The organism is Mesorhizobium sp. M0410 (assembly GCF_040321435.1).
Classification (GTDB): domain Bacteria; phylum Pseudomonadota; class Alphaproteobacteria; order Rhizobiales; family Rhizobiaceae; genus Mesorhizobium.
This window is the reverse complement of sequence record NZ_JAMYRN010000016.1, coordinates 1-23,797: the sequence shown is the minus strand read 5'-3', so window position 1 is coordinate 23,797 and position 23,797 is coordinate 1. Positions and strand designations below refer to the sequence as shown.

General features: G+C 62.8%; 22 protein-coding genes and 1 pseudogene. 16 read left to right on the top strand and 7 right to left on the bottom strand.

What is annotated here, in order from left to right:
• Positions 1-16 precede the first annotated feature (16 nt).
• The 6 genes from ftsZ (at position 17) to NKI63_RS22190 (ending at position 8,814) form a co-directional block, all read left to right on the top strand.
• The gene (gene ftsZ, locus NKI63_RS22215) at positions 17-1,687 is read left to right on the top strand and encodes a cell division protein FtsZ (RefSeq protein ID WP_254818983.1); all 1,671 of its coding nucleotides are present in this window, start codon (positions 17-19) and stop codon (positions 1,685-1,687) included.
• A gap of 279 nt (positions 1,688-1,966) precedes the next feature.
• Positions 1,967-2,914 carry a UDP-3-O-acyl-N-acetylglucosamine deacetylase gene (lpxC, locus tag NKI63_RS22210; protein ID WP_352505603.1) on the top strand — a complete coding sequence of 316 codons (948 nt, stop codon included), beginning with the start codon at positions 1,967-1,969 and terminating at the stop codon, positions 2,912-2,914.
• Positions 2,915-3,118: 204 nt separating this feature from the next.
• On the top strand, positions 3,119-3,988 hold the full coding sequence (locus tag NKI63_RS22205) for an outer membrane protein assembly factor BamD (RefSeq protein WP_254818981.1): 870 nt from the start codon (positions 3,119-3,121) through the stop codon (positions 3,986-3,988).
• Between the two features lie 13 nt (positions 3,989-4,001).
• Positions 4,002-5,675, top strand: a complete 1,674-nt coding sequence (gene recN, locus NKI63_RS22200; RefSeq protein ID WP_352505604.1) for a DNA repair protein RecN — start codon at positions 4,002-4,004, stop codon at positions 5,673-5,675.
• 239 nt (positions 5,676-5,914) lie between these two features.
• Positions 5,915-8,122, top strand: a complete 2,208-nt coding sequence (ligA, locus tag NKI63_RS22195) for an NAD-dependent DNA ligase LigA (protein WP_352505605.1) — start codon at positions 5,915-5,917, stop codon at positions 8,120-8,122.
• Entirely contained in the window at positions 8,122-8,814 is a 693-nt protein-coding gene (locus tag NKI63_RS22190; RefSeq protein ID WP_352505606.1) for a DUF2461 domain-containing protein, read from the top strand. Before ligA ends, NKI63_RS22190 begins: the two co-directional genes overlap by 1 nt.
• Before the next feature lie 16 nt (positions 8,815-8,830).
• Here NKI63_RS22190 and NKI63_RS22185 read toward each other — a convergent pair whose 3' ends face one another.
• The gene (locus NKI63_RS22185; RefSeq protein ID WP_352505607.1) at positions 8,831-9,628 is read right to left on the bottom strand and encodes a class I SAM-dependent methyltransferase; all 798 of its coding nucleotides are present in this window, start codon (positions 9,626-9,628) and stop codon (positions 8,831-8,833) included.
• Between the two features lie 233 nt (positions 9,629-9,861).
• Between NKI63_RS22185 and NKI63_RS22180 the strand changes: the two genes are divergently transcribed.
• From NKI63_RS22180 to NKI63_RS22170, 3 genes are all read left to right on the top strand, one after another.
• Positions 9,862-10,590, top strand: coding sequence for an AzlC family ABC transporter permease (locus NKI63_RS22180; protein ID WP_352823285.1), 729 nt, complete (start codon positions 9,862-9,864; stop codon positions 10,588-10,590).
• Positions 10,587-10,883 (top strand): AzlD family protein, encoded by a 297-nt coding sequence (locus tag NKI63_RS22175; RefSeq protein WP_254818975.1) that lies wholly within the window; start codon positions 10,587-10,589, stop codon positions 10,881-10,883. The genes NKI63_RS22180 and NKI63_RS22175 overlap by 4 nt, the downstream gene beginning before the upstream one ends.
• Before the next feature lie 316 nt (positions 10,884-11,199).
• Positions 11,200-12,090 carry a LysR family transcriptional regulator gene (locus NKI63_RS22170; protein WP_352752497.1) on the top strand — a complete coding sequence of 297 codons (891 nt, stop codon included), beginning with the start codon at positions 11,200-11,202 and terminating at the stop codon, positions 12,088-12,090.
• Here NKI63_RS22170 and NKI63_RS22165 read toward each other — a convergent pair.
• On the bottom strand, positions 12,080-13,924 hold the full coding sequence (locus NKI63_RS22165; RefSeq protein WP_352505611.1) for an aminopeptidase P family protein: 1,845 nt from the start codon (positions 13,922-13,924) through the stop codon (positions 12,080-12,082). The two genes, NKI63_RS22170 and NKI63_RS22165, sit on opposite strands and share 11 nt — an antisense overlap.
• 36 nt (positions 13,925-13,960) lie before the next feature.
• On the opposite strand from NKI63_RS22165, the gene NKI63_RS22160 reads away from it, so the two are divergent.
• Positions 13,961-14,305: a hypothetical protein gene (locus NKI63_RS22160; protein ID WP_254818972.1), complete on the top strand. Its 345-nt coding sequence runs from the start codon at positions 13,961-13,963 to the stop codon at positions 14,303-14,305.
• A gap of 39 nt (positions 14,306-14,344) precedes the next feature.
• Here the strand turns inward: NKI63_RS22160 and NKI63_RS22155 are convergent, their stop codons facing one another.
• Positions 14,345-15,217, bottom strand: a complete 873-nt coding sequence (locus NKI63_RS22155; protein ID WP_352823281.1) for a 50S ribosomal protein L11 methyltransferase — start codon at positions 15,215-15,217, stop codon at positions 14,345-14,347.
• 11 nt (positions 15,218-15,228) lie between these two features.
• Positions 15,229-15,807, bottom strand: a complete 579-nt coding sequence (locus NKI63_RS22150) for an SCO family protein (RefSeq protein ID WP_352505613.1) — start codon at positions 15,805-15,807, stop codon at positions 15,229-15,231.
• Between the two features lie 205 nt (positions 15,808-16,012).
• On the opposite strand from NKI63_RS22150, the gene NKI63_RS22145 reads away from it, so the two are divergent.
• From NKI63_RS22145 to NKI63_RS22135, 3 genes are all read left to right on the top strand, one after another.
• The gene (locus tag NKI63_RS22145) at positions 16,013-16,501 is read left to right on the top strand and encodes a CreA family protein (protein WP_254818969.1); all 489 of its coding nucleotides are present in this window, start codon (positions 16,013-16,015) and stop codon (positions 16,499-16,501) included.
• A 96-nt stretch (positions 16,502-16,597) separates the two neighbouring features.
• Positions 16,598-17,239 (top strand): DapH/DapD/GlmU-related protein, encoded by a 642-nt coding sequence (locus NKI63_RS22140; protein WP_352505614.1) that lies wholly within the window; start codon positions 16,598-16,600, stop codon positions 17,237-17,239.
• Positions 17,240-17,407: 168 nt separating this feature from the next.
• Positions 17,408-17,839, top strand: coding sequence for a low affinity iron permease family protein (locus tag NKI63_RS22135; RefSeq protein WP_031211766.1), 432 nt, complete (start codon positions 17,408-17,410; stop codon positions 17,837-17,839).
• 69 nt (positions 17,840-17,908) lie between these two features.
• Here NKI63_RS22135 and NKI63_RS22130 read toward each other — a convergent pair whose 3' ends face one another.
• The gene (locus NKI63_RS22130; protein WP_352687592.1) at positions 17,909-18,781 is read right to left on the bottom strand and encodes an SDR family NAD(P)-dependent oxidoreductase; all 873 of its coding nucleotides are present in this window, start codon (positions 18,779-18,781) and stop codon (positions 17,909-17,911) included.
• A gap of 130 nt (positions 18,782-18,911) precedes the next feature.
• On the opposite strand from NKI63_RS22130, the gene NKI63_RS22125 reads away from it, so the two are divergent.
• Complete coding sequence (locus NKI63_RS22125; RefSeq protein ID WP_029351415.1) at positions 18,912-19,193, top strand: hypothetical protein; 282 nt, start codon at positions 18,912-18,914, stop codon at positions 19,191-19,193.
• Positions 19,194-19,200: 7 nt separating this feature from the next.
• Here NKI63_RS22125 and NKI63_RS22120 read toward each other — a convergent pair whose 3' ends face one another.
• Positions 19,201-19,776, bottom strand: a complete 576-nt coding sequence (locus NKI63_RS22120; RefSeq protein WP_352505617.1) for a TMEM175 family protein — start codon at positions 19,774-19,776, stop codon at positions 19,201-19,203.
• Between the two features lie 156 nt (positions 19,777-19,932).
• Between NKI63_RS22120 and NKI63_RS22115 the strand changes: the two genes are divergently transcribed.
• Positions 19,933-21,141, top strand: coding sequence for an MFS transporter (locus NKI63_RS22115; RefSeq protein ID WP_352687594.1), 1,209 nt, complete (start codon positions 19,933-19,935; stop codon positions 21,139-21,141).
• A gap of 9 nt (positions 21,142-21,150) precedes the next feature.
• Here NKI63_RS22115 and NKI63_RS22110 read toward each other — a convergent pair whose 3' ends face one another.
• Positions 21,151-22,623 carry an MATE family efflux transporter gene (locus NKI63_RS22110; protein ID WP_352505619.1) on the bottom strand — a complete coding sequence of 491 codons (1,473 nt, stop codon included), beginning with the start codon at positions 22,621-22,623 and terminating at the stop codon, positions 21,151-21,153.
• 198 nt (positions 22,624-22,821) lie between these two features.
• Between NKI63_RS22110 and NKI63_RS22105 the strand changes: the two are divergent.
• Positions 22,822-23,606: pseudogene (locus tag NKI63_RS22105) on the top strand (L,D-transpeptidase).
• Positions 23,607-23,797 lie beyond the last annotated feature (191 nt).

Below are 23,797 nucleotides of genomic sequence, written 5' to 3'. Positions count from 1 at the left end.
GCAAAGGACGAAGACAATGACCATCAATCTGCAGAAGCCGGACATCACCGAGCTCAAGCCGCGCATCACCGTGTTCGGTGTCGGCGGCGGCGGCGGCAATGCCGTCAACAACATGATCACCGCCGGCTTGCGCGGCGTCGAATTCGTGGTGGCCAACACCGACGCACAGGCACTGACGATGTCGAAGGCCGAGCGGCTGATCCAGCTCGGCGCGCATGTCACCGAGGGTCTCGGCGCCGGATCGCAGCCTGAAGTCGGGCGCGCGGCGGCGGAAGAGTGCATCGATGAGATCATCGATCATCTCTCCAACACGCATATGTGCTTCGTCACTGCCGGCATGGGCGGCGGCACCGGCACCGGGGCGGCTCCCGTCGTTGCCCGCGCTGCCCGCGAAAAGGGTATCCTTACCGTCGGCGTCGTCACCAAGCCGTTCCACTTCGAAGGCCAGCGCCGCATGAAGACGGCCGACATGGGTATCGAGGAACTACAGAAATGCGTCGACACCCTGATCGTCATTCCCAACCAGAACCTGTTCCGGCTGGCCAATGACAAGACCACCTTCGCCGATGCCTTCGCCATGGCCGACCAGGTGCTCTATTCGGGCGTTGCCTGCATTACCGACCTGATGGTCAAGGAAGGCCTGATCAATCTCGACTTCGCCGACGTCCGCTCGGTCATGCGCGAAATGGGCAAGGCGATGATGGGAACCGGCGAGGCTTCGGGCGAGGGCCGCGCAATGGCCGCGGCTGAAGCCGCCATCGCCAACCCGCTGCTCGACGAGACCTCGATGAAGGGCGCCAAGGGCCTGCTGATCTCGATCACCGGCGGCCGCGACCTGACCCTGTTCGAAGTCGATGAGGCCGCAACCCGCATTCGCGAAGAGGTCGACCAGGACGCCAACATCATTCTGGGTGCCACCTTCGACGAGGAACTCGAAGGCGTTATCCGCGTGTCGGTGGTCGCCACCGGCATCGACAAATCGGCGGCCGAAATCGCTGCCGCGCCGATCGCCATCCGCGCGGCTCCGCCGAAGCCGGTCAGCCGCCCGGCGGCCCAGGTCACGGAAATGCGCCCGGCGCCTGTCCAGCAACCGATCTATGAACCACGTGCTGCCGATCCGGTCGCCGAGGCCATTCAGCTCGCCGAGGCGAATGCGGCAGCGATGGCGCAGGCCCGCCCGGCACCGGTCGCCCATGCGGAAGACTTCCGTCCGCAGAGCAAGATCTTCCAGGCGCCTCCCGCTCAGCCGCAGCCAATGATGCAGCCGGCGGTTCAGCAAGCGATGCAGCCCGCTCCGCATCGTGAAATGCCGCAGCCGGTTGCCGCGGCACCCCAGCGCATGCCGCGGGTCGAGGATTTCCCGCCGCAGGTGAAGGCCGAAGTGGAAGCCAAGGCCCGCCCGGCCGACCACGAGAACAGCGGCCCGATGGGCTTGCTCAAGCGCCTGACCAACGGCTTGACCCGCCGCGAAGAGGAACCTGCAAGACTGCAGCCGGCGCAGCCTCGCGAACCGAAACTGCGCCAGGCGCCGGCGGAAGTGCGCCGCCTAGCCAGCCAGGATCCGCAGCTTTACGCACCGCGTCGCGGCCAGCTGGATGAGCAGGGCCGCCTGACGCCGCAGAGCCGGGCTGTCCAGGAAGACGATCAGTTGGAGATTCCCGCCTTCCTGCGCCGACAGGCCAATTGATCTGTTAACGGTTCGTAACAGTTGTTAACAGGCGAGCAGGAAACTGTTCGCCTGTTAATATTAAAAATACTTTTAAAACAAAGACTTATGCGGCAATCCCGCGCTGGGCCGCGGTTACAACGAGTAAGAAACCGTGATTTGGAGTCTCCCCGCGGGACCATTATCTTCGCCACCGACCAAAGTCGGTTTGCTGGGAGTCTCGGGGAAGTGGCCCTGCCTGCCGATCAATTAAGAGCCGCGCCCTCAGGGCAGATGAAGCGGACCTAGGCAGTACGGGCTATGGGGATTGTTTTGCACGACTATCAGACGACACTTAAATCGCGTGCGACGCTGACCGGCATCGGCGTTCACAGTGGCAATCCGGTCACTGTCCATTTCCTGCCGGCAGACGCCGATACGGGTGTCGTCTTCCAGCTTTCGAATGCAAACGGAAGCCACGAATTTCGCGCGCTCGTTTCCGAGGTCGGTGCCACCGACCTCTGCACCATGCTCGGCGATCCGCAAGGCGAGCACATCGCCACCGTCGAGCACCTGATGGCGACGCTTTTCGGGCTTGGGATCGACAATCTCGTCATCGAAATCGATGGCCATGAGGTGCCTATCCTCGACGGCAGCGCAGTGATGTTCGTCGAGGCCATTGACCAGGCAGGCATCGAAACGCTGCCGGTCAAGCGTCGCTACATCAGGGTGGTCAAGCCGGTTCGTATCGAGAACGGCGCCTGCTGGGCGGAGTTCCGGCCCTATGACGGCACGCGCTTCGAGATCGAGATCGATTTCGAAAGCCCGGCGATCGGGCGCCAGCTTTTTGCATCCGACATGAACGCCGACATTTTCCGGCGTGACGTCGCGCGGGCCCGCACTTTCGGTTTCATGAAGGACGTCGAGCGGCTGTGGGCGGCCGGCTATGCGCTCGGCTCCTCGTTGGAAAACTCCCTGGTGATCGGCGACGACAACCGCGTGATCAACATCGGAGGCCTGCGCTATCCGAACGAGTTCGCGCGCCACAAGACCATGGATGCGATGGGCGATCTGGCGCTCGCCGGCGCCCGGTTCATCGGCTGCTTCCGCTCCTATCGTGGTGGCCACAGGCTGAACGCCGCTGCGCTGCGCCGTCTATTGTCGGACCGTTCGGCTTTCGAGATCGTCGAGACGACGCGCCGCGAGCGCGGGCGTACCGCGGAGATGAGCGCCGTCAACGCACCCCTCTATGCGCCCTGGATGATCTGATTCTTAAGGTCTTACGGCCCACGTTGCGGTCAAGCTGTGTTGCATGGATGCATCACTGGCCGGCCAAATTACACGGCTTTCCAGGTGGCGCCAAACCGCCACAAAAATGTGCGATTGGCCGGGGATAGCGTTGCCGGGCAAGGCAATTATGGTTTATGGCTGCTGCCGTCGACTGAAATGACGCCGAAAGGGCGGAATCCAAACATGTTTTTCAAGCGAGTTGGTCAATCGAAGGCGCTGCGGCGGGCTGTTTTCCTGGCGCTTTCGGTGGTCGTTCCATCGCTGTTTCTGTCGGCCTGCATGTCGTCCGAGAAGGACGTCGACCTGTCGACCTATGTCGATCAGACCGAGCCGGCCGACGTGCTCTACAATCAGGGTCTCGCCAATCTGAATGCCGGGCGACTGCAGGAGGCAAGCCGCAAGTTCGATGCCGTCGACCGCCAGCATCCATATTCCGAATTCGCCCGCAAATCGATGGTGATGGGTGCCTTTGCCGACTACCGTCAGGGCAATTACGATGAGGCGATCGGTTCGGCCAAGCGCTACCTGACCCTCTACCCGTCGACCGACGATGCAGCCTATGCCCAATATATTATCGGGCTGAGCTACTACCGCCAGATCAAGGACGTCACCCAGGACCAGAAGGAAGCGCGTCTTACCGCGCAGACGATGCAGGACCTGGTGACGCGCTGGCCGACTTCCGAATATGTCGATGATGCCAAGGAGAAGATCCGCTTCGCCAACGATCAGCTCGCAGGCAAGGAGATGCAGATCGGCCGCTACTATCTCGAGCGCCGCGAATACATCGCGGCCGTCAAACGGTTCCGCAACGTCGTGGAGAACTATTCCAACACACGCCATGTCGAGGAAGCGCTGGCGCGTCTTACCGAGAGCTACTATGCGATGGGGCTGACGTCGGAAGCACAGACCGCTGCGGCCGTGCTCGGCACCAACTATCCCGACAGCCAGTGGTACAAGGACTCCTACAAGCTCCTGCAGAGTGGTGGGCTCGAGCCGCGCGAGAATGCCGGATCGTGGATCTCCAAGGCCGGGAAGCTGATCACCGGCGCCTGAGCGGCGCGTCACCATGCTCTCCAGACTGTCGATCCGCGATATCGTTCTGATCGAAAAGCTGGACATCGACTTCTCGTCCGGCCTTTCGGTCCTTACCGGCGAAACCGGCGCCGGAAAATCTATCCTGCTCGACGCTTTGTCGCTGGCGCTTGGCGCCCGCGGCGACGCTTCGCTGGTGCGGCATGGCGCGGCACAAGGCCAGATCATCGCCGTGTTCGACGTACCGCGCAACCACGCGGCTCGCATGCTGCTTGCCGAGAATGCCATCGAGGACGACGGCGACATCATCCTGCGCCGCGTCCAGACGGCTGACGGCCGCACGCGCGTGTTCGTCAATGACCAGCCGTCCAGCGTGACGCTGATGCGCGACATCGGCCGTGCGCTGGTCGAGATCCACGGCCAGCATGACGAGCGCGCTTTGGTCGATCCCGGCGCCCATCGCGAGTTGCTCGACAGTTTCGGCGGCCATCTCGGCGCTGCTCGGGCAACCGGCGAGGCGTGGCGGCATTGGCGTACCTGCGAGCAGGAATTTTCACGGCACCGGGCCAAAGTCGAGGCAGCTGCCCGTGAGGCCGATTATCTGCGTGCTGCGGTCGCCGAATTGACCAGGCTCGATCCGCAACCGGGCGAAGAGACCGAACTGGCCGAACTGCGCGCCTCGATGATGCGTGCCGAAAAGATCGCCTCGGAAATCCACGATGCGCAGGATGTGCTCTCGGGCCCGTCCTCGCCCTTGCCGCAACTGGCCAGCCTGCTCAGGCGGCTGCAGCGAAAGGCGACCGAAGCGCCGGGGCTGCTCGAGGACGTCGTCAAATCGCTCGACGAAGCGATGCTGTCGCTCGACGCGGCGCAGTCGGGCGTCGAAGCAGCACTTCGCGCGACCGAATATGATCCGCAGCGGCTGGAGAAGGCTGAGGAGCGGCTGTTTTCGCTGCGTGCCGCCTCGCGCAAGCACAGCGTCGCCGTGGATGACCTGGCGCAATTGCGTGACACCATGGCTGCCGACCTTGCCGATCTCGACGCCGGCGAGGAGCGCCTGCATGCGCTGGAGAAACAGGCTGCAGCGGCGCGCCAGGCCTACGACATTACGGCGGCCCAGCTGTCGTCGTTTCGCCATGCGGCGGCCGTCGGGCTGACCAAGGCGGTAATGGCCGAACTGCCGGCGCTGAAGCTCGAACGGGCCGAGTTCATCGTCGAGATCGCAAGCGATGCCGAGAGCCGCATGGAAGAAGGCATCGACCAGGTCGAGTTCTGGGTGCGCACCAATCCCGGCACCAGGCCCGGCCCAATGATGAAGGTCGCTTCCGGCGGCGAGCTTTCGCGCTTCCTGCTGGCGTTGAAAGTCGCGCTGGCCGATCGCGGGTCGGCGCCGACTTTGGTCTTTGATGAGATTGACACCGGCGTCGGCGGCGCGGTTGCCGACGCCATCGGCCAGCGGCTGGCGCGGCTGGCAAAACGCGTGCAGGTCCTTTCGGTCACGCATGCACCGCAAGTGGCCGCGCGCGCGGCGACGCATTTCCTCATCTCCAAATCAGGCGGTGCCGACCGGGTCTCGACCGGCATCGCCGAGATGGACCGGGCGGCACGGCAGGAAGAGATCGCACGCATGCTCGCCGGCGCCACCATTACAGACGAGGCGCGCGCGGCGGCCGAGCGGCTGCTGCGGGAGAACACCGCGGCAGCCTAGAGCGGTTCATCCTTCCGGAAACGCCGAACCGCTCTACCTCTTTGTTTTGCGCAATTCCGGACGGAAAACCGTTTCACAGTTTTCCTGGAATTGCTCCAGACGAGTTCGTTTCCGGCGCTCGCGACCTGAGTCAGGGTATGGCGCCATCCTGCTGTTCAGGAATGATTTTCGGCGTCTGGTCTCTCCCTGACGAGAGAATCCTGTTCTATTGTGTCGCGCCACCGTGGAGGGAGCAGTGCATGGACGAAAAACCAGTCGGTTCGCTCAGCGAAAGCGAGGCGGCAAGCGAGTTGATGCGGTTGGCGCAGGAGATCGCCGAGCACGACCGGCGCTACCATGGCGAGGACGCGCCGATAATCACGGATGCGGAATATGACGCGCTGACCCGGCGCAATCTCGCCATCGAACAGCGGTTCCCGCATCTTGTGCGCGAGGATTCGCCCTCGCGCAGGGTCGGCGCGCCGCCGGCGGAAGGTTTTGCCAAGGTGCGGCACGCGGTACCGATGCTCAGCCTGGCCAAGGCCTATACCGACCAGGACGTCGCGGACTTCATAGAACGGGGCCGGCGATTCTTTGATCGCGACAAGGATCTGAACATCGCCTTCACGGCAGAGCCGAAGATCGACGGGCTATCGGCTTCCCTGCGGTATGAAGGCGGTGTGTTCGTGCAGGGGGCAACGCGCGGCGACGGCGTCGTCGGCGAGGACATCACCGCCAATCTCAAGACCATCGCCGACATTCCCAAGACCTTGAAGGGATCGGGCTGGCCCGAGGTCATCGAAATACGCGGTGAGGTCTATATGACCTACGCGGAATTCGAGGCGCTGAAGCAACGCTCGGCGGCGATCGGCGGCCAGGATTACGTCAATCCGCGAAATACGGCGGCCGGGTCGCTCCGTCAGAAGGACCCGTCCGTTACCGCCAGCCGCAACCTCAAATTCTTTGCCTACGCCTGGGGCTATACTTCGAAGGATCCAGCTCCGACCCAATACGATTCCGTGCAAAAATTCGCGGAATGGGGGTTCAAGGTCAGTCCACTGATGGTCCGGGCAAAGTCGGTCGACGAACTGATCGCGCATTATCACCTCATCGAGGCCCAGCGCTCCTCGCTTGGCTATGACATCGACGGCGTGGTCTACAAGGTCGATCAATTGGAGCTGCAGCGCAGATGGGGCTTCGTCACCGGCGAACCACGCTGGGCCATCGCTCACAAATTTCCGGCCGAACAGGCGATGACGACCGTGCGCAGGATCGACATTCAGGTCGGCCGTACCGGTACGCTGGCGCCGGTTGCCCGGCTTGCCCCCATCACGGTCGGCGGCGTCGTGGTCGAAAATGTCACGCTTCACAACGAAGACTACATCAAGGGTCTGGACAGCAACGGCCAGCCGATCCGCGACGGCAACGACATACGTATCGGCGACACGGTGGTCATCCAGCGGGCGGGGGACGTCATTCCGCAGATCGTCAGCGTCGTCGTCGACAAGCGTCCGCCAGACGCCGTGCCCTACGAATTCCCGCACAAATGCCCGATCTGCGGCTCGCCGGCAACGCGCGAGATCAACGAGAAGACCGGCAAGGAAGATTCCCGCCGACGTTGCACCGGCGAGCTGATCTGCCCCGCCCAGGCCGTGGAAGGATTGCGTCACTTCGTGTCACGCGGCGCCATGGATATCGAAGGCCTGGGCGCTGAAAACATTGACCTGTTCTTCAATGCCGGGTTGGTCAAGACAGCAGCCGATATCTTCACTCTCCGGGATCGCCGTCCCGCCGTCATCAAGGCATTGGCGGAGCGGCGGGAGGAGCAGGCCAGACAGCGTGAGGCCGCATCGGGCAAAACGCGGAAGAATGTACGCGGTGTCGAAGAACGCAACTATGAAGGTCTCGACAAGCTCTTCGCTGCCATCGACGCTCGCCGCGAACCGGAACTCGATCGCTTCATCTTTGCGCTGGGCATCCGCCATATCGGCGAAACGACGGCCGCTGTGCTCGCCCGAACCTTCTCGACGGTCGAGGAGTTGATCCGCATTGGCAAGGAGACAGCAGCGGCAGCCGATCCACACAGCGTTTTTCCTTCGATCAACGGCATCGGCGATAGCGTGATAGGCGCTCTTCGCGATTTCTTCGGCAATGAACGCAACGACGCCGTGCTTGAAGCGCTGCTCACACAGGTCCACCCGAAGCCGTACATCGTGAACGTCTCAGCCGATAGTGCGGTCGCCGGCAAGACGATCGTGTTTACAGGCACGCTCGAAAAGATGACGCGCCCCGAGGCCAAGGCGATGGCTGAACGTCTCGGCGCGAAGGTCGCCGGCTCGGTTTCCGCGAAGACCGACCTCGTCGTCGCCGGGCCCGGTGCTGGCTCCAAGCTCAAGCTGGCTGCCGAACACGGTATCGAAGTCATCGATGAGGATGCCTGGCTCGAGCGGATCGGCAAGGGCTCGTGATGCCGGCTGAATTCAATGGTTTCGGTGGCAAGGCCATTCCCTTCCTCAAGGCACTGGATTTTCATCAGAGCCGGGAGTGGTTTTTGGAAAACCGCGAGCTCTTCGAGCGGGACCTGCGCAATCCCTTCGGCGATCTGGTCGAGGCGCTCTCCGAGCGCTTCACGGCATTGGGGCTCGGCCTGCGCGGCGACCGCAAGAAGTCGCTGTTCCGGATTAATCGCGACGTGCGTTTCGCCAAGGACAAACGGCCTTACAACCGGCATCTGTCGGCGATCCTTTCGCCCGACGGCACCAAGATGGAACAGGGCGTGTTTTACATCCACATCGGGCTCGAGCGCTGCTTTGCCGCTGTTGCCTGGTGGCAGCCCGGACCGGAGCTATTGCTGGCGCTGCGCAACGCCATCGCAAAGCGGCCCGCTGAGTTCCGCACGCTCGTCGCGGCGCTGAAGAAGAATGATCTCGAGCTCGACCCGGACGGCTGTATGAAGCGCACGCCGCGCGGCTTCGAGCACGTTATCGAGCCCGATCTCGTGGCCGCCATCCGCAACCGGCATTTCGCCGTCCGGCACGCAATCGAGCCGGCGGATATCTACGGAGCTGGATTGGTCGACGAACTCGTCGACTTCGTCATGCGGGCAAAACCGCTGCTCGACTGGGGCAGGGCGATCGAAGGCAAGGCTTCGCAGCGCTAGCGGAAAAGTCAGACGGTCAGCTGCGCCGCGCAGTGTAGAGGCTGGTGGTCATGTTGCGGGTTATGGAGCCTTGGAACTCGTCGCGGACGATGCGACCCAGCTCCGCCAGGATTGCTTCGCGGTCACTGCGGATGTTGATATTGGAAAAAGTGGCATAGAGGGCGACCGTCTGGTCAGGATCGAGGACGAGCGACCAGACACTTGTCCGATGTTCGATGGCATCGAACGCGCCGGTTCGCTCCAGTGCCGCCACGCGGGCCTCGGCATCAAGGGCGAACGGAATACCATTTGAGCCCGCCGACGGGCTCGAAGGCCCGTCAAGCAGCGCCTTGGTCGCATCATGAAAGGGATCGGGGCGACTGTCGTCGCCGAATACATTCCAGACCATTGCCCACCAGCCGCCCGGCCGAAGCAGCTCTGCGACCTTGATCAGCGCCGTGTCCTCATCCAGCCAATGAAAGGCAGTGGCGCTGACACCGAGATCAAAACCGGCCTTCTCAAGGACGGCATCCTCAAAGGCAGAGACGCTCACCGAGAGCGCCTTGTCCTGAATAGTCTCGCAAAGGAAAGTCGCGAGGCGGGAATCCGGCTCAATGGCGAGCAACGGGCTCGCGCCCAGTTCGAGTAAGCGGCGCGTTGCAGTTCCTGTACCTGCGCCAATCTCGAACGTCGCCGTGCCATGCGCGAGACGGCACCGCTCACATAGAATTTCGAATACCCAATCAGGATACCCAGGTCGCGTCGCGTGATAGCTGCCGGGATCGGCGCCGAAGGCCAGGCGGCCGAATTTTGGATCGATGAAAAATTCGCTCATTGGAACCACCTGTCCGGCCCAGCAGGTTGGTCTATGGCCGTCGCTTCGGCAAGGACCGATCGTCGCCAACGAATATGCGCTCAGGTACCAAGCCTCTGATTTTGTCCACAAGTCTGGAAGCGAACTTGCCGCGATGCTTCAGCTATCATTTCCGCTGATCGTTTGCCTCAAGCGAATTGGTGTGACAAGCCGGACCGCCCTCTCTACATACGGCCCTTCCCAAGGAGCGGTCGATGTCGGCGGAAGCAATCTCCGAAAACGGTGCGAGAAGCGATTTCTGGGACGGCGTGCGGCTGAGCATGCCCGTCGTGGTGGCGTCGGCATCGTTTGCATTGCTGTTCGGGGCGCTCGCCGTCGACAACGGCTTTTCCGTGATCGAGGCGTTCTTGATGAGCGCGACGGTGTTCGGCGGCGCCAGCCAGATGGTCGGCATCGAGCTGTTCGGGCAGCATGTCGCGCCGTGGCTGATCGTGCTGTCGATCTTCGCCGTGAATTTTCGGCATGTGCTCTATTCGGCCGGTATCGGCCGGCGAATCGCGCATTGGCCGCTGGTGCAGCAGGCGATAGGCTACTTCGTGCTGACCGATCCGCAGTTCGCGGTGGCCGAGCGCAAGGCGGAGGCCGGCGAGACCGTCGGCTTTGCCTGGTATATGGGGCTCGGGCTGCCGGTCTACGTGTTCTGGGTCATCGAAAGCGCGCTCGGGGCGGTGTTCGGCAAACTTATTCCCGACACCCACGCGCTGGGCATCGACTTCCTGCTGCCGATCTATTTTCTCGGCCTGGTCATGAGCTTCCGCAAGCGGCCGCTGTGGCTGCCGGTGGTCGTCGCAAGCGCTGCCGCCTCCATCATTGCCTACAAGACGGTCGGCTCGCCCTGGCATGTCTCCATCGGCGCGCTGGCCGGCGTGCTGCTCGCCGTCATCCTGCCGCCCCGCCACAGCGGCGTGGAGGTACGACCATGAGCACGACGTTGTGGATCATCGTCGCCGCTTCGATCGCGACCTATTTGACACGCATTGGCGGTCATCTGGTGATCTCACGCTTCGACCATATCCATCCGCGTGTTGAGGCCGGGCTGAACGCCGTGCCGGCGGCGGTGCTGACCACGCTTGTGGCGCCGGCAGCGCTGAGCGCCGGACCGGCGGAATGGGGGGCCTTGGTCGTCGCCGGCCTGGTCTCGCTGCGCGGCGGCCTTATGGCGATGTTCCTGGCGGGTGCTGCCGTGCTGATCCTCGCGCGGCAGGTCGTCGGCTGATCGACTTTTGCCTTGGCGGCGAGAGCACACATGCGCTTTACCGCAGCGACTATTGCGGCGCTGACCCGCGACAGGCTCAGCCGGATCGCCTCCGATCTCTTCTGGTGGGCGCGACGGACGGCGTCGCTATAGAGCGCTTCGCGCTGCTTCGGCGTCAATGCGCTTAGATCGGTCGGCTGGATGCCGAAGGGCTCACGCGACATTTCCATCTCGCCAGGTTTGCCGTGTTCATCGGCAGCTACACCGGCGATTTACGGGAAAGGCATAATCAGCTAAAATGAATAATTAAGATCGTTATGTTCTCCAGGAGAGATGTATGGACTTGGCCGATCTGCGCATCTTCCGCACGGTGGTGCGCGAGGGCGGAATCACCAGGGCGGCGGAAAAACTGTTTCGCGTGCAATCGAACGTGACCACACGCATCCGGCAGCTCGAAGAGGATCTCGGCGTGCAGCTGTTTATCCGGGAGGGCAAGCGCCTGCACGTATCGCCCGCCGGTCACAAATTGGTCGGGTATGCGGATCGGTTGCTGGCGCTTGCAGAGGAGGCGCGAACGGCGATGCTTGATCCACGCCCGCGCGGCACGCTTCGCCTAGGTGCCATGGAGAGCACCGCCGCGGCACGGCTTCCAAGTCTGCTCGCCGAATATCACGCACGTCATCCCGACGTGGAAATCCAGTTGCGCACCGGCAATCCGCAGGTTCTCGCGACGGCCATGCTTGCCGGCGACCTCGATGCAGCGTTCGCCGCCGAGCCGATCGCCGACGCTCCGTTCGAAAAGCTGCCCGCATTTCACGAGCAGCTGGTCATTGTCTCGGCGGCATCGCGCGTTTCGATCGACGACCGCCTGGACATGCCCAAAACAATGATAGCCTTCGAGCACGGCTGCCCGCACCGCCGGCGGCTGGAACAATGGTATGCGCGAAGAGGGTTCATGGCCGAGAAAACCATCGAGCTTGGTTCATACCATGCCATCCTTGGTTGCGTGGTGGCTGGCATGGGCATAGCGCTGATGCCGAAAAGTGTGCTTTCGGGTTTCCCAGAGAGCCACTGGCTAAATCTGCACGAACTGCCCGCTGACGAAGACAACGCCGTCACGGTGTTGTTTTGGCGCAAGGGAGCCGATTCTCCCAACGTCACGGCTTTGCAGGGACTGCTTGCGGAGCAAAGTCTGTCACTCGGCGTTGCGGCCGCGGCTATTGCTTGAAGTCGTGCGGCAGAGGGGCGGTTGCTTTTTCCAGCCAGGCCAGCGTTTCGCCGTCGAGCATCGGTCCAATCTCGGCCAGTACGCGCGCATGGTATTCGTCAAGCCAATGCAACTCGTCGCGGGTTAAAAGGTCCGATCGGACCAGCCGCTTGTCGATCGGCGCCAGCGTCAGTGTCTCGAAGCCGTGCATGGCGATGTCGCCGCCCTCGATTGCCTCGGCCGGTGTCACCAGAATCAAGTTCTCGATGCGGATGCCGTAGGAACCTTCCTTGTAATAGCCGGGCTCGTTGGAGAGGATCATGCCGGCTAGCAGCTTTTCGGTGCCGGTCTTGGCGATACGTTGCGGGCCCTCATGCACGGCAAGATAGGACCCGACACCGTGCCCGGTACCATGGGCGAAATCGCAGCCGTGTCTCCATAGCGCCAGGCGCGCCACCGCATCGATTTCGGAGCCGCGCGTGCCCTGGGGAAAGCGCAGCATGGAGATGCCGATCATGCCTTTCAGCACCAGCGTGAAGCGTTCGCGCATCTCTTCGGTCGGCGCGCCGATCGGCACGGTGCGGGTGATGTCGGTGGTGCCGTCCTGGTACTGCCCGCCGGAATCGAGCAGGAACAGCTCGCCATCCCCCAGCTTGCGATTGGTGGCGCGGGAGACGCGGTAGTGCATGATGGCGCCGTTAGGGCCGGCGCCGGAGATGGTGTCGAACGATACGTCGCGCAGCGGCATCTGCGTTTCTTCGCCGGTCTGACGGCGCGTCTCCTCAAGCCTGGTGACAACGGCGATTTCGTCGAGCGTGCCGGGCTTCTGGCGGTCGAGCCAGCACAGCAGCTTGGCGACCGCGGCGCCGTCGCGGCGATGTGCGGCGCGGGCGCCGGCGATCTCAGCTTTGTTCTTTGTTGCGCGTGGAATGCGGGCCGGATCGGCCGTGGCAATGACGGTGCCGCCATTATCCTCGACCAGCATTCTGAGCTTGTCCGCCGCGAGAACCGGGTCCAGCGCGATTTTTGCGCCGCCCTTGGCCCGGGTGACGATTGCCGATCCGAATTCACCTGGTTCGTGCAATTCGGCGAGCTGCGTCAGGTAGGCCGCAACGGTGCGCGAAAACTTGCGCTGGTCCATGAAAAGCAGATGCGAGCCGTCGGCGGCCAGCACGGCAAAGCCGAGCGCCAGCGGTGTGTGCGGTACGTCACCGCCACGGATGTCGAAGGCCCAGGCAATCGAGGAGGGGTCGGTCAGCACGGCATGGGTGGCGCCATCCTTCTCGATGGCCGCTGCCAGCCGCACCAGCTTGTCCTTAGCCAGTTCGCCGGCAAAGCCGATCGGGTGGATCTCGACCGGCGCCAGTGGCGGTCCAGGCTGGTCCTGCCAGATCGCGTCGATCGGATTCTCTTCGAGCGGCACCAGTGTCGCGCCGGATTTCTCGGCCGAGGCTTTCAGCGCCTTGACGTCGCTGATCGTATGCAGCCACGGATCGAAGCCCAATCGCACGCCCTTGCCGAGATTGTCCTTGATCCAGTTGGCCGGCGGGTTGTCGACAAGGCTCTCGATCGAAAAGATGTCGAGATCGACCTCCTGGCGCACCTGCAGCGTGTAGCGCCCGTCGACAAACATGACGGCGCGCTCGCCAAGTACAATGACGACACCGGCCGAGCCGCTGAAGCCGGTCAGCCATTTCAGCCGTGCCGAGCGGTCGGCGACATATTCGCCCTGGTGCTCGTCGGCACGGGGCACGATGAAGCCATCCAGCCCGTTCGACGCCAACCATTGGCGCAGCATTGCCACGCGCGGCTTGCCAACGGCCGGATCGCCGGCGGAATCGAAGGACTGGAACATGTCGGCTCTCCTCGAATGATGGCGCGACCGTAGCGCATGACTTCGAAAATCGGAATCGATTTTCGGAACGATCATCCCTGGTCGCCGCAGTGTCTTTTTGTGCATGGAGGCCATGCAGAATCGGCGATTTCAAAAAGCGTCAGCAGAGCTTACCTTCTTAACGTGGAGGAAAAGTCCTGTTGCCCTGCAAAGGAGACCGTCATGTCCTCGATTTCAGCCAGACGCGGATTTTTCAGAAACGCTGTGAAAGCGCTGATCGAAGCTCGCCAGCGCGAAGCGAGCCGGTATGTGAGCGGCGTTCTGCTTGGCTTTGATGACGAAACGCTGAAAGCTCACGGCTACGATCGCGAACAGCTGAAGAAAGCGGCGAACTCGCGCTAGGTCCGAGCAGGTTCCGGCTTGCGTTGAAAGCGTCGCGCCTCAGCGCTTGAGGTGAATCGTCACCCAGCCCTCGCGGTGCAAGGTGCGGACGTGCCGGAATTTCTGGCGGACATAGGCCGCGATTACCGCATCGCGCTGGCGCTCGAGGATGCCCGACAAAACAATCGAGCCACCGAGCGCGATATGCCCGGCCATTTGCGGCGCCAGACGCATCAGCGGCCGCGCCAATATGTTGGCGACGATCAGGTCGAAGGGCGCACGCGCGGCAAAGATCGGATGATGAAAACCGGGCGCCGCTACCGTTTCAATGAGCCCCTTGACGTGGTTCAGCCGCGCATTGGCAGCGGCCACCTTGACGGCGACCGGGTCGATGTCCGTTGCCAGCACCGGAACATGCGCGAGCTTGGCCACCGCGATGGCGAGCACCGCGCTGCCAGTGCCAAGGTCGAGCGCGTTGCGCGGATGCTCGCGCTGTATGACCTGCTCCAGCATTTCGAGGCAGCCGGCGGTGGTGCCGTGATGGCCGGTGCCGAAGGCAAGGCCGGCCTCGATCTCGATGGCGAGTTCGCCGCTGTGGCGCTTCCTGCGGTCATGCGCGCCGTGGACGAAGAAGCGCCCGGCCCGTACCGGCTTCAATCCCTCCAGCGAGCTCGCCACCCAGTCGATGTCGGGCAGCGCTTCTCGCTCTATCGGTTTCGACAGCGACAGTCCGGCCAGGATGTCCCTAAGCCGTGCCTCGACCGCATCGACGTCGTCGTCGGCATAGAGCGATACTTCGTGGATATCGCGGTCCTCGTCGACCTCGAGCACCGCAACCGGCAGGCCCTCTTCGTCGAACGCCGCACCGAGCGCCGCGAAGATGCGATCAGCCTCGATCTTGCCCGCGGTGAAATACAAACGCGTCTGCGTCATTCCCGGATACGTCAACCTTCCGCCGCCAGCCGCTTGAGCTTGGCGATGGCGGCGTCCGGGCTTTCGCCATAGGCAATGGTGCCGGCGAAATCGCCCTTGCCGTTGAGCAGCAGCACCGAAGCGGTGTGGTCCATCGTGTAGTCGCCGTCGTTCGTGTCGACTTTCTTCCAGTAGATGCCGAAGGACTTGGCCATGGCGTGGACCTTGTCCGGATCGCCTGATATGCCGAGGATGCGATCGGAGAAATTGCTGACATAGGTGTTCATGATTTCGGGCGTATCGCGCTCCGGGTCGACCGTAACGAAATAGGCACGCAGGTTCTTGCCGTCGTCGCCCATTGTCTTCAGCCAGCCGGCCAACTCGAAAAGCGTGGTTGGACAGACTTCCGGACAGTGCGTGAAGCCGAAGAAGACGACGCTGGGGTGGCCGCGAAACGCGGCTTCGGTGACCGGCGCGCCCTTCTGGTCGACCAGCGTGAACGGTGCTCCGAACGGCTCGCCGCCATAATGTCCGCGGTACCAGTCGAAGGTGAGCCAGCCGATTCCGGCGGCCATCAGGACGAGAATACCGACCAGAATTGAACGCATCATCAGTGAAAGTCCGTCGTTATTCCATCGGGCGCCGGGTTGGCGCCGTGAAGGCCCTGGCTTGGCGAACACTCTTAGCGGTTCGGTCGCGCCGACGCAAAGATGTCGCGTTGCCGCAACCGGCAATCCTGTGGGAGGCGATCTGCTTGCAAAGCGCTGCCGTTCGTCCCACCTGAGGTCGGCAAAATTTGAACCGCAGGAGGCCTCTTTGCGAAAACTGATTGGCGGCGCGTTAGCCGCATGCCTTGTCATTGGCGCCGGCGCGGCCGCCGCCGAGGAAGTCGGCAAGGTCGGCGTCGATTGGCTCGGCAACGATATCATCGTCGAGGCGATCAAGGATCCGAAGGTCGAGGGCGTGACCTGCCACGTCTCCTATTTCGACCGTGGCATGATCGACCGCCTGCAGAAAGGCAACTGGTTCGAGGACCCGTCCGATTCCTCGATCTCCTGCCGCCAGACCGGGCCGATCACCATTGGCGACATCGACATGAGCGAGGCCGGCGAGGAGGTGTTCAAGCAAGGCATCAGCCTGATCTGGAAAAAGCAGGTGGTGAACCGCATCTACGACAAGGCCAACGAGACGCTGATTTACCTGTCGCATTCACGCCAGGTGCAGGATGGCTCGGCAAAAATGTCGGTCACCACCGTGCCGCTCTACGGCCAGAACGTGGTGTGGACCAGCGGCAAGCCGAAATAGAGACTGAAGGTGCTACAGGGTCCTTGGCGCGTCCAAACGGATGCGCGGCGCTGCACTCGGCTTGCGAGACTATGCGCGCGGGCGTAAAGCGCGCGCATGGACCGTCCCGAACACCTTGTCCTGAAAGATCCCGAGCCGCGCATCCATCCGACGGCGGAGCTGAAGGCGTGCAAGCTTGGACGCTACGCGTCGATCGGCGAGCGGGTCATCCTGCGCGAGGTGACGGTCGGCGACTTTTCCTACTTCGAGCGCCACGCCGAGGCGATCTATACGACGATCGGCAAATTCTGCTCGATCGCCGCCAACAGCCGCATCAATGCGCTGGAGCATCCGGTCGAGCGGCTGACGCAGCACAAAATCAGCTATCGGCCCAACGAGTACTTCCGCTGGCTGGGTGTCGATCAGGCATTCCGCGACCGGCGGCGGGCGAGAGCCGTCAGCATCGGCCATGATGTCTGGATCGGCCATAGCGCCGTGATCATGCCTGGCATAGTGATCGGCAACGGCGCGATCGTCGGTGCCAACGCGGTGGTGACGCGAGACCTGCCGGCCTATGCAATCGTCGCCGGCGTTCCGGCCAGGCCATTGCGGCAGCGCTTCAGCGCGGGAACTGCGGCCCGGATCGAACGTCTTGCCTGGTGGGACTGGCCGGTCGAGAAACTGGCCAGGGCAGTCCCCGACATGCAGGCCTTGCCCATCGAGGCTTTCCTCGACCGCTGGGAAAACGACGCCGCCTGAGTTCGGGCTATCTGCAAGCGGTCCGACGGCCTGCGCGATCTGCTCCTCCAACAATGTACCCGCGACCTTCCGCCGCGAGGGAACCAGGAGCGGCTGCCAACTGTTTCTGCAGACACAATGAACTCGGCTTCCGTCCGGGTTCGTCGCCCGGCTGCTGAGGGAGTTTGAATGATTGAGAAGCTTTTCACCAGGATCGCCAACAACGTCGCCCATTTTGCCGGCCTGCCGCCGACGTTTGCCGTCTGTTTCCTGATCATCGTCGTCTGGGCTGCAAGCGGGCCGATGTTCGGCTTTTCGGACACGTGGCAGCTCGTCATCAACACCGGCACGACGGTCGTCACCTTCCTGATGGTGTTTCTCATTCAGAACACCCAGAACCGCGATGGCGCCGCGATCCAGGCGAAGCTCGACGAATTGATCCGGGTCAGCACAGCCCAGAACACCTTCATCGGTATCGAACACCTGACTGAGACCGAAGTCGAAGAGATCCGCAAGAAATGCGAACAGGCAGCGAAGCGGCATGATCAGAAGCTTGCCGAGTTGGCAGCCGAGAAAGCCATGGCGAAGAAGCGGAACACGAAGAAGCATGCGGCGGCGTGATATAAAGGTCCGGCGCATACCTGCGAACATCGGATCCGATTCTTTGCTACGGTGATCTTCGGTTCGGGATCATGCGCTGCGTGTCATGAATGCCGCGAAAGCATCCTTGTAGTCCGGATGCCAGCGCGACAGAGCAGGACGGTTCTCAATGATGTCGCCAATCGCCCAGGCCATGCGCTTTTCGTCCATGGACCGGGTCGCCTCGTTATCGGGACACAGGATGTAGAAATCGCCACGCAACAGCGAGGCCAGCATGAAGTCGATGACCTGCTCGCCGGTCCAGGCTCCGGCCGGCTTTTCGGCGGCGCCTTCGGTCAGGCCGGTAAAAGTGAACCCGGGGATAAGCAGATGCGCCGCGACACTGGCGCCCGGCTCGTTGCGCAGCGCGTGCGCCAGGCCTTCGGTATAGGTCTTCACGCCCGCCTTGGAAACGTTGTAGGCGAGGTTGCCGGGCGGCGTGGTAATGCCTTGCTTGGAGCCGGTGTTGACGATCAGGCCGGGCTTTCCCGCCGCCAGCATGCGCGGCGCGAACGCCTCGACGCCATGGACGACGCCCCAGAAATTGATGTCCAGCAGCCGTTTCCAAGCGTCGCGGCTTTCCCACGGCTTGCCGGGATTGTTGCCGACGCCGGCATTGTTCATCAGCAGCGAGACGTCGCCGAAAGTGCCGGACGTCCTTTCGGCGAGGCGGTCGAGCTCGTCGGCTTTCGAAACGTCGGTGGCAATGGCAATCACGGCGCTGTCGCCGGCGATGGCGGCGACGGCGCGCCGGGCCTCATCGAGGCGTGCGCCGCCGATATCGGCCAGCACGATCTTCATGCCCATCGCCGCCAGCCTTTTGGCGGCGGCAAGGCCGATGCCGCTGGCCGCGCCGGTAACGACGGCGACATTGCCTGAGGCAAGTGCGGGCAGGGCGGTCTGGATCTCGGCGTCGGTGGTCATGATTTTCTCCTGTTCTGGCCGCGGCGAACTTAGCGCGGAACGAGACTCGCGCAGGCCGGTGCCGGCATCTTCGGGTTGACCGCGTCGGCGGGCGCTGCGCATGCTGATATCGAAAAAGGAGACCTGACGATTGACCGACTGGATCGAGATCCTGAAAGAACAGACCGCAACCGGCGACCAGATGAGCCGCGAGGTGCCGCAGATGCTCGCCAATCCCGACATCAGCGAAGCGCAAGTGAAAACGCTGTTTTCGGCGCTCGAAAAACAGGCCGAATTTGTCGAAAAGCTGCGCATGGCGCTGGAAAAATTCGGCCATGATTTTTCAGTGATCAAGGCGGCCGAGCGGCTGGAGGAGCGCTACGCCGACCTTGCCGCTTCGGTAGCGGAAAAGCTGAAAGCAATGCGAGGCTAGAGGGGGCCTATTTCTCGATCAGCCGCTCGAAGCGCCTGTCCGGCACGAACCAGATCATCGCCACCAGGACATAGATCGAGACACCGATCCAGTGATTGACGAAGGTCAGCGCGATGGCGGAAAGATAGAGGACCAGCGAGATCTTTCCCTTGAGGTCATTGCCCAACGCCCTGGCGAAGAGAGTCTCGTTGCCGTGCAGTCGATGCAGGGCCAGGGTGAGGATGTTGAAGCCGATGGCGCAGAGCGCCAGGTCGACGCCATAGACGGCAACCGGCACCGGCGCGAAATGGTTCTCACCCATGAAGGCTGTCGTCGCCGGCATCAGCGATAGCCAGAACAGCAGGTTGAGGTTCGCCCACAGCACGCGGCCGTCGACCCGCTGCACGGTATGGAACATGTTGTGCAAATTATTCCAGTAGATGCCGACATTGATGAAGGACAGCACATAGCTGAGGAATATCGGCCAGACTGGTGCCAGCGCGGAAAAATCCTCGCCATGCGGCACCTTCAATTCCAGCACCATGATGGTGATGATGATGGCGACCACGCCATCGGTGAATGCCTCGACTCGTCCCTTGCCCATGAATCTCCCCTGACAATCCGCTGAAGTTAAAAGAGGATCTCGCTCAGCGCCATCGGCAAAGATGCCAAACTTGTCAGGAGCAAGCCGGGGAGGGGGAACGGCTGACGCGAAAAAGGCGTTAGGATGTCAGATCCCGAACAGCAAAAGGTCGAAAAAATGACAGCTCACGCTCAAGTCATGACGCGCGATCACGAACTCGGCGGCCGCGCTGCAGCGGCCGCCGTGGCCGCCATGATTGCGGCCCTTTTCGCCGGCAGCACGGCGCTGACGCCACTTTACATCATCTACAAGCAGGTCTTCGGCTTCTCGCAGATCACTTTGACGCTGGTCTACGCCGTCTATGTCATCGGCAATCTGGCAGCGCTTCTGATGTTAGGGCGTGTGTCCGATGTCATCGGGCGCCGTCCAATGGCATTGGCCGGGATGGCGGTGGCCGTCGTCAGCGCGGTGGTTTTCCTGTTCGCCGAAAATGTCGCCTGGCTCGACATCGCCCGAATTCTGAGCGGACTGGGAATCGGCGTCGGCGCGGGCACCGGCACCGCCTGGCTCGCCGAATTGCTCCCGACCGACGACAAGTCACAGGCGGCGACGATTGCCACCAGCACCAATTTTCTCGGCCTCGGCCTCGGTGCGCTGGGGGCCGGGTTGCTCGCCGAATACGCGCCCTGGCCGCTCAGGCTGACATTCGTCGTCTACCTGGCGATGCTCGCGACTGTAACCCTGCTGGTCTGGCGCACGCGGGAAACCGTTTCGCGGCCGGGGAAACTGGCTGACGTTTCGATGCGGCCGCGGCTTTCCGTGCCCGATGACATCCGCGCAAGTTTCGTTGCGCCGGCGGTGACCGGCTTTGGCGCAATGGCGCTGGTCGGCTTTTATGCAGCACTCGCACCGAGCATTTTGGCGCAGCAGCTGCAGGTAACCAACCATGCCGAAGCCGGCGCTCTGTTCTTTGAATTGGCAATCGTGACGGCCGCCACCATTGTAGTGACGGCACGTCTTTCGAGCCGAGCCGCGATGTTCGCGGCGCTTGCGCTGATGATCCCAACCGTCGCGCTGATTGTTGCGGCGCAGGTCTTCGCCTCGATGGCCATAATGATTGCCGGGACCGCCTTGTGCGGCGTGGCGGCAGCGCTCGGCTATCGCGGCGGCTTGCAAGTGGTGAACGAGATCGCGCCGGCGGCCCGGCGCGCCGAAGTCGTCTCGGCCTTCTTCATCTGCTGTTTTTGCGGCAACGCGCTGCCGGTCATCGGCATCGGCGTTCTGTCGACGGTGGCAGGTGCGACCGTGGCAAGCCTGGCCTTTGCCGGCATGATTGTCGTCTTTTCCCTGGTCGCTCTCGGGTTTGGCGCGAAATACGCGCGCTGAGCCGACCTTTCAGCCGTTCGGTGTCTCGGGCGAAAGATGCGCGCGCTGGCGCGGTACGCCGAGGCCGGTATCCGGCGGTTCGCCGGCAGCCGGCCGGCTTTCGATCATGTGCAGGCTGCGCCAGCGGCCGAAGCGATAATAGGCCGCGGCCAGCACGAGCGAGGTTATAGAGCCGGCCGGAAAGCTCCACCACAACGCTTCCTCACCGATCGCACTTCGAAAGAAATAGGCGAAGCTGGTGCGCACCAGAAGTACCGAGATCACCAGGATGATCAGCGGCGGCATCACCGCGCCCGTGGCACGCACAGTGGCGAAGAGCACGATGGTGATGCCGAACAGGATGAAGGACCAGGATGCGACCTTGTTGATGTGAGTGGCGATGTCGATCGCTGCACTGTCGCTGCTGAGGAAGAGGCTGAGCACCGCGCGATCGAATACGAACAGCAGCGCGACAAGCACGCCGGTAAGCACAAGGTTGAAGCCGACGCCGGACGCGGCGATGCGGCCGATCCGGTCCCAGCGCCCGGCGCCGACATTTTGCGCCGCCATGGACGAGACCGCGGCGCCGATGGCGAGCGCCGGCATCTGGATATAGGTCCAGAGCTGGGCGGCTATGCCGTAGGCAGCCGCGACCTGCGAGCCGTAGGCATTGACCATGCCCATCACAGTCAGCGCCGCGGACGAGACGACGATCATCTGCAGGCCCATCGGCACGCCCTTGAAGACGACAATGCGCAGCAGCGCCGGGTCCGGCCGCAGCAGAGCAAGATTGACGCCGGCCAGCCGCAGCGGGTGCTTGCGCGCATAAAGCACGATCAGGATGGCAAGCACGCTTACCGTCTGGCCGATCAGCGTCGAGGTGGCCGAGCCGGCGATGCCGAGTTCGGGGAACGGGCCGATGCCGAGAATAAGCAACGGGTTCAAAATGACGTCGAGCACGACGGCCAGCGCCATGAATAGGAAAGGCGTGCGCGAATCGCCGGCGCCGCGCAGCACCATCATGACGAAGGACAGCAGGTTCATCATCGGTACGGCGAGAAAAATGATACGCAGATAGGAACGCGCCAGCGGCAACGCATCGGCCGGCGTGCCGAGCGCATTGAGGATTGTATCGACCCAGATCCAGCCGCAGACCGCGAACACCACCGAGACAAGGAAGAAGAAGGTGGCACTGGTGCCGACGATGCGGCGGGCTTCGGGCAGATCGCGGGCGCCGACCGATTGCGCGACCAGGATGGTCGCCGCCATGCCGATGCCGAAGACGGTGCCGAGGATGAGAAACAGCACGAGGTTGGCATTGGACGTGGCGGTCAGCGCCGCTTCGCCGAGGAAACGACCGACCCAGACGGCATTGATTGAGCCGTTGAGCGACTGCAGAACATTGGAGCCGAGCACCGGCAGGGCGAACAGCAGCAATGTACGCGGGATAGGTCCACTGGTGAGGTCGCTGGTCCGCCGGCGTGCGGGCATCTTGTCGTCCATGGCAGGCAACTCGGCGAAGGCTATCTTGAGTCCGGTCCGCAATGATTGCCGATTTAACGAGACAGGTCGACGCAGCGTTGCGAATTCCGCCTGGCGTGCCTTGATCCAATCATGTTCTCAAAGCTTCCGGAATCGTATATTGATCCTGCACGCGTGGGGCCGCATCTTTCCTAGATCTCATGGGCAAGCCGGGGGTTCATGTCCGATATTCCGCTGTTTTTTGAGCGCCTGAACCGGCGTGCGTTTCTTGGTGCATCCGCTTTGGGCGCGGCCTCCGTGGCTCTTTCGGCGTGCACCACGACGGACGTAGCGGCGCCGCCAGTGACCGCGGCGCCAAGCGATCCGGCTTTCGGCGATGCCGCAAGTATGTATGCGGCGCGCGTCGACGAGGGCTATCAACTGCCGGCAATCCCGGTAGCCAAGGTCGATCCGAAATTCGTGCGCCAAATCGTGTCCGATCCGACCGGAGAAAAACCCGGCACGATCGTCGTCGATACCTCCGAGCACTTCCTCTATCTGGTGCGCGACGGCGGCAAGGCAATTCGCTATGGCGTCAGCCTCGGCAAGGCCGGTTTCGGACCGGCAGCGCCGTGGTTCAGGCGAGGAAGAAGTGGCCGGTCTGGACGCCGCCGCCGGAGATGATCCAGCGCCGGCCGGAACTTGCGAAATACAAGGACGGCATGCCGCCCGGCCCGCACAGCCCGCTGGGCGCACGCGCGCTATATCTCTTCCGCGACGGCAAGGACACGATGTACCGGCTGCACGGCACGCCGGAGTGGGATTCCATCGGGAAGAACGCTTCCTCCGGCTGTGTGCGCTTCATGAATCAGGACATTATCGACCTCTACAGCCGCGTCGACGGCGTCGCGCCGGTCTTCGTGCGCCCGAACCTGTCGGCCGCCGGGAAGATCGCCGCCGTGTCGGACAGGACGGCCGAGCCGATCGATGCGGGCGTGCCAAAGGACGCGGAGATGTTGAGGTAAGTGCCTTCGACGGATCATCAGTCTTAGGTTTTGCAAACCCACTAGAACACAATCCTTGTGCCGGCGAGCCGCAACTGAAGGGCCCGACCGTTCGATCGTGCCAGGCAGGCGGGCGCGTTAGGGGCGGGCGCCAGCCGGGGGGGGTGGCTTATTTCCCGCGCGGGCGGGGAGCCGGGACGGATATACAAGGG

Coding starts and splice junctions, on each gene's coding strand:
- ftsZ (WP_254818983.1), top strand. CDS start 17: ATGACCATCAATCTGCAGAAGCCGGACATCACCGAGCTCAAGCCGCGC.
- lpxC (WP_352505603.1), top strand. CDS start 1,967: ATGGGGATTGTTTTGCACGACTATCAGACGACACTTAAATCGCGTGCG.
- NKI63_RS22205 (WP_254818981.1), top strand. CDS start 3,119: ATGTTTTTCAAGCGAGTTGGTCAATCGAAGGCGCTGCGGCGGGCTGTT.
- recN (WP_352505604.1), top strand. CDS start 4,002: ATGCTCTCCAGACTGTCGATCCGCGATATCGTTCTGATCGAAAAGCTG.
- ligA (WP_352505605.1), top strand. CDS start 5,915: ATGGACGAAAAACCAGTCGGTTCGCTCAGCGAAAGCGAGGCGGCAAGC.
- NKI63_RS22190 (WP_352505606.1), top strand. CDS start 8,122: ATGCCGGCTGAATTCAATGGTTTCGGTGGCAAGGCCATTCCCTTCCTC.
- NKI63_RS22185 (WP_352505607.1), bottom strand. CDS start 9,628: ATGAGCGAATTTTTCATCGATCCAAAATTCGGCCGCCTGGCCTTCGGC.
- NKI63_RS22180 (WP_352823285.1), top strand. CDS start 9,862: ATGTCGGCGGAAGCAATCTCCGAAAACGGTGCGAGAAGCGATTTCTGG.
- NKI63_RS22175 (WP_254818975.1), top strand. CDS start 10,587: ATGAGCACGACGTTGTGGATCATCGTCGCCGCTTCGATCGCGACCTAT.
- NKI63_RS22170 (WP_352752497.1), top strand. CDS start 11,200: ATGGACTTGGCCGATCTGCGCATCTTCCGCACGGTGGTGCGCGAGGGC.
- NKI63_RS22165 (WP_352505611.1), bottom strand. CDS start 13,924: ATGTTCCAGTCCTTCGATTCCGCCGGCGATCCGGCCGTTGGCAAGCCG.
- NKI63_RS22160 (WP_254818972.1), top strand. CDS start 13,961: ATGACTTCGAAAATCGGAATCGATTTTCGGAACGATCATCCCTGGTCG.
- NKI63_RS22155 (WP_352823281.1), bottom strand. CDS start 15,217: ATGACGCAGACGCGTTTGTATTTCACCGCGGGCAAGATCGAGGCTGAT.
- NKI63_RS22150 (WP_352505613.1), bottom strand. CDS start 15,807: ATGATGCGTTCAATTCTGGTCGGTATTCTCGTCCTGATGGCCGCCGGA.
- NKI63_RS22140 (WP_352505614.1), top strand. CDS start 16,598: ATGGACCGTCCCGAACACCTTGTCCTGAAAGATCCCGAGCCGCGCATC.
- NKI63_RS22135 (WP_031211766.1), top strand. CDS start 17,408: ATGATTGAGAAGCTTTTCACCAGGATCGCCAACAACGTCGCCCATTTT.
- NKI63_RS22130 (WP_352687592.1), bottom strand. CDS start 18,781: ATGACCACCGACGCCGAGATCCAGACCGCCCTGCCCGCACTTGCCTCA.
- NKI63_RS22120 (WP_352505617.1), bottom strand. CDS start 19,776: ATGGGCAAGGGACGAGTCGAGGCATTCACCGATGGCGTGGTCGCCATC.
- NKI63_RS22115 (WP_352687594.1), top strand. CDS start 19,933: ATGACAGCTCACGCTCAAGTCATGACGCGCGATCACGAACTCGGCGGC.
- NKI63_RS22110 (WP_352505619.1), bottom strand. CDS start 22,623: ATGGACGACAAGATGCCCGCACGCCGGCGGACCAGCGACCTCACCAGT.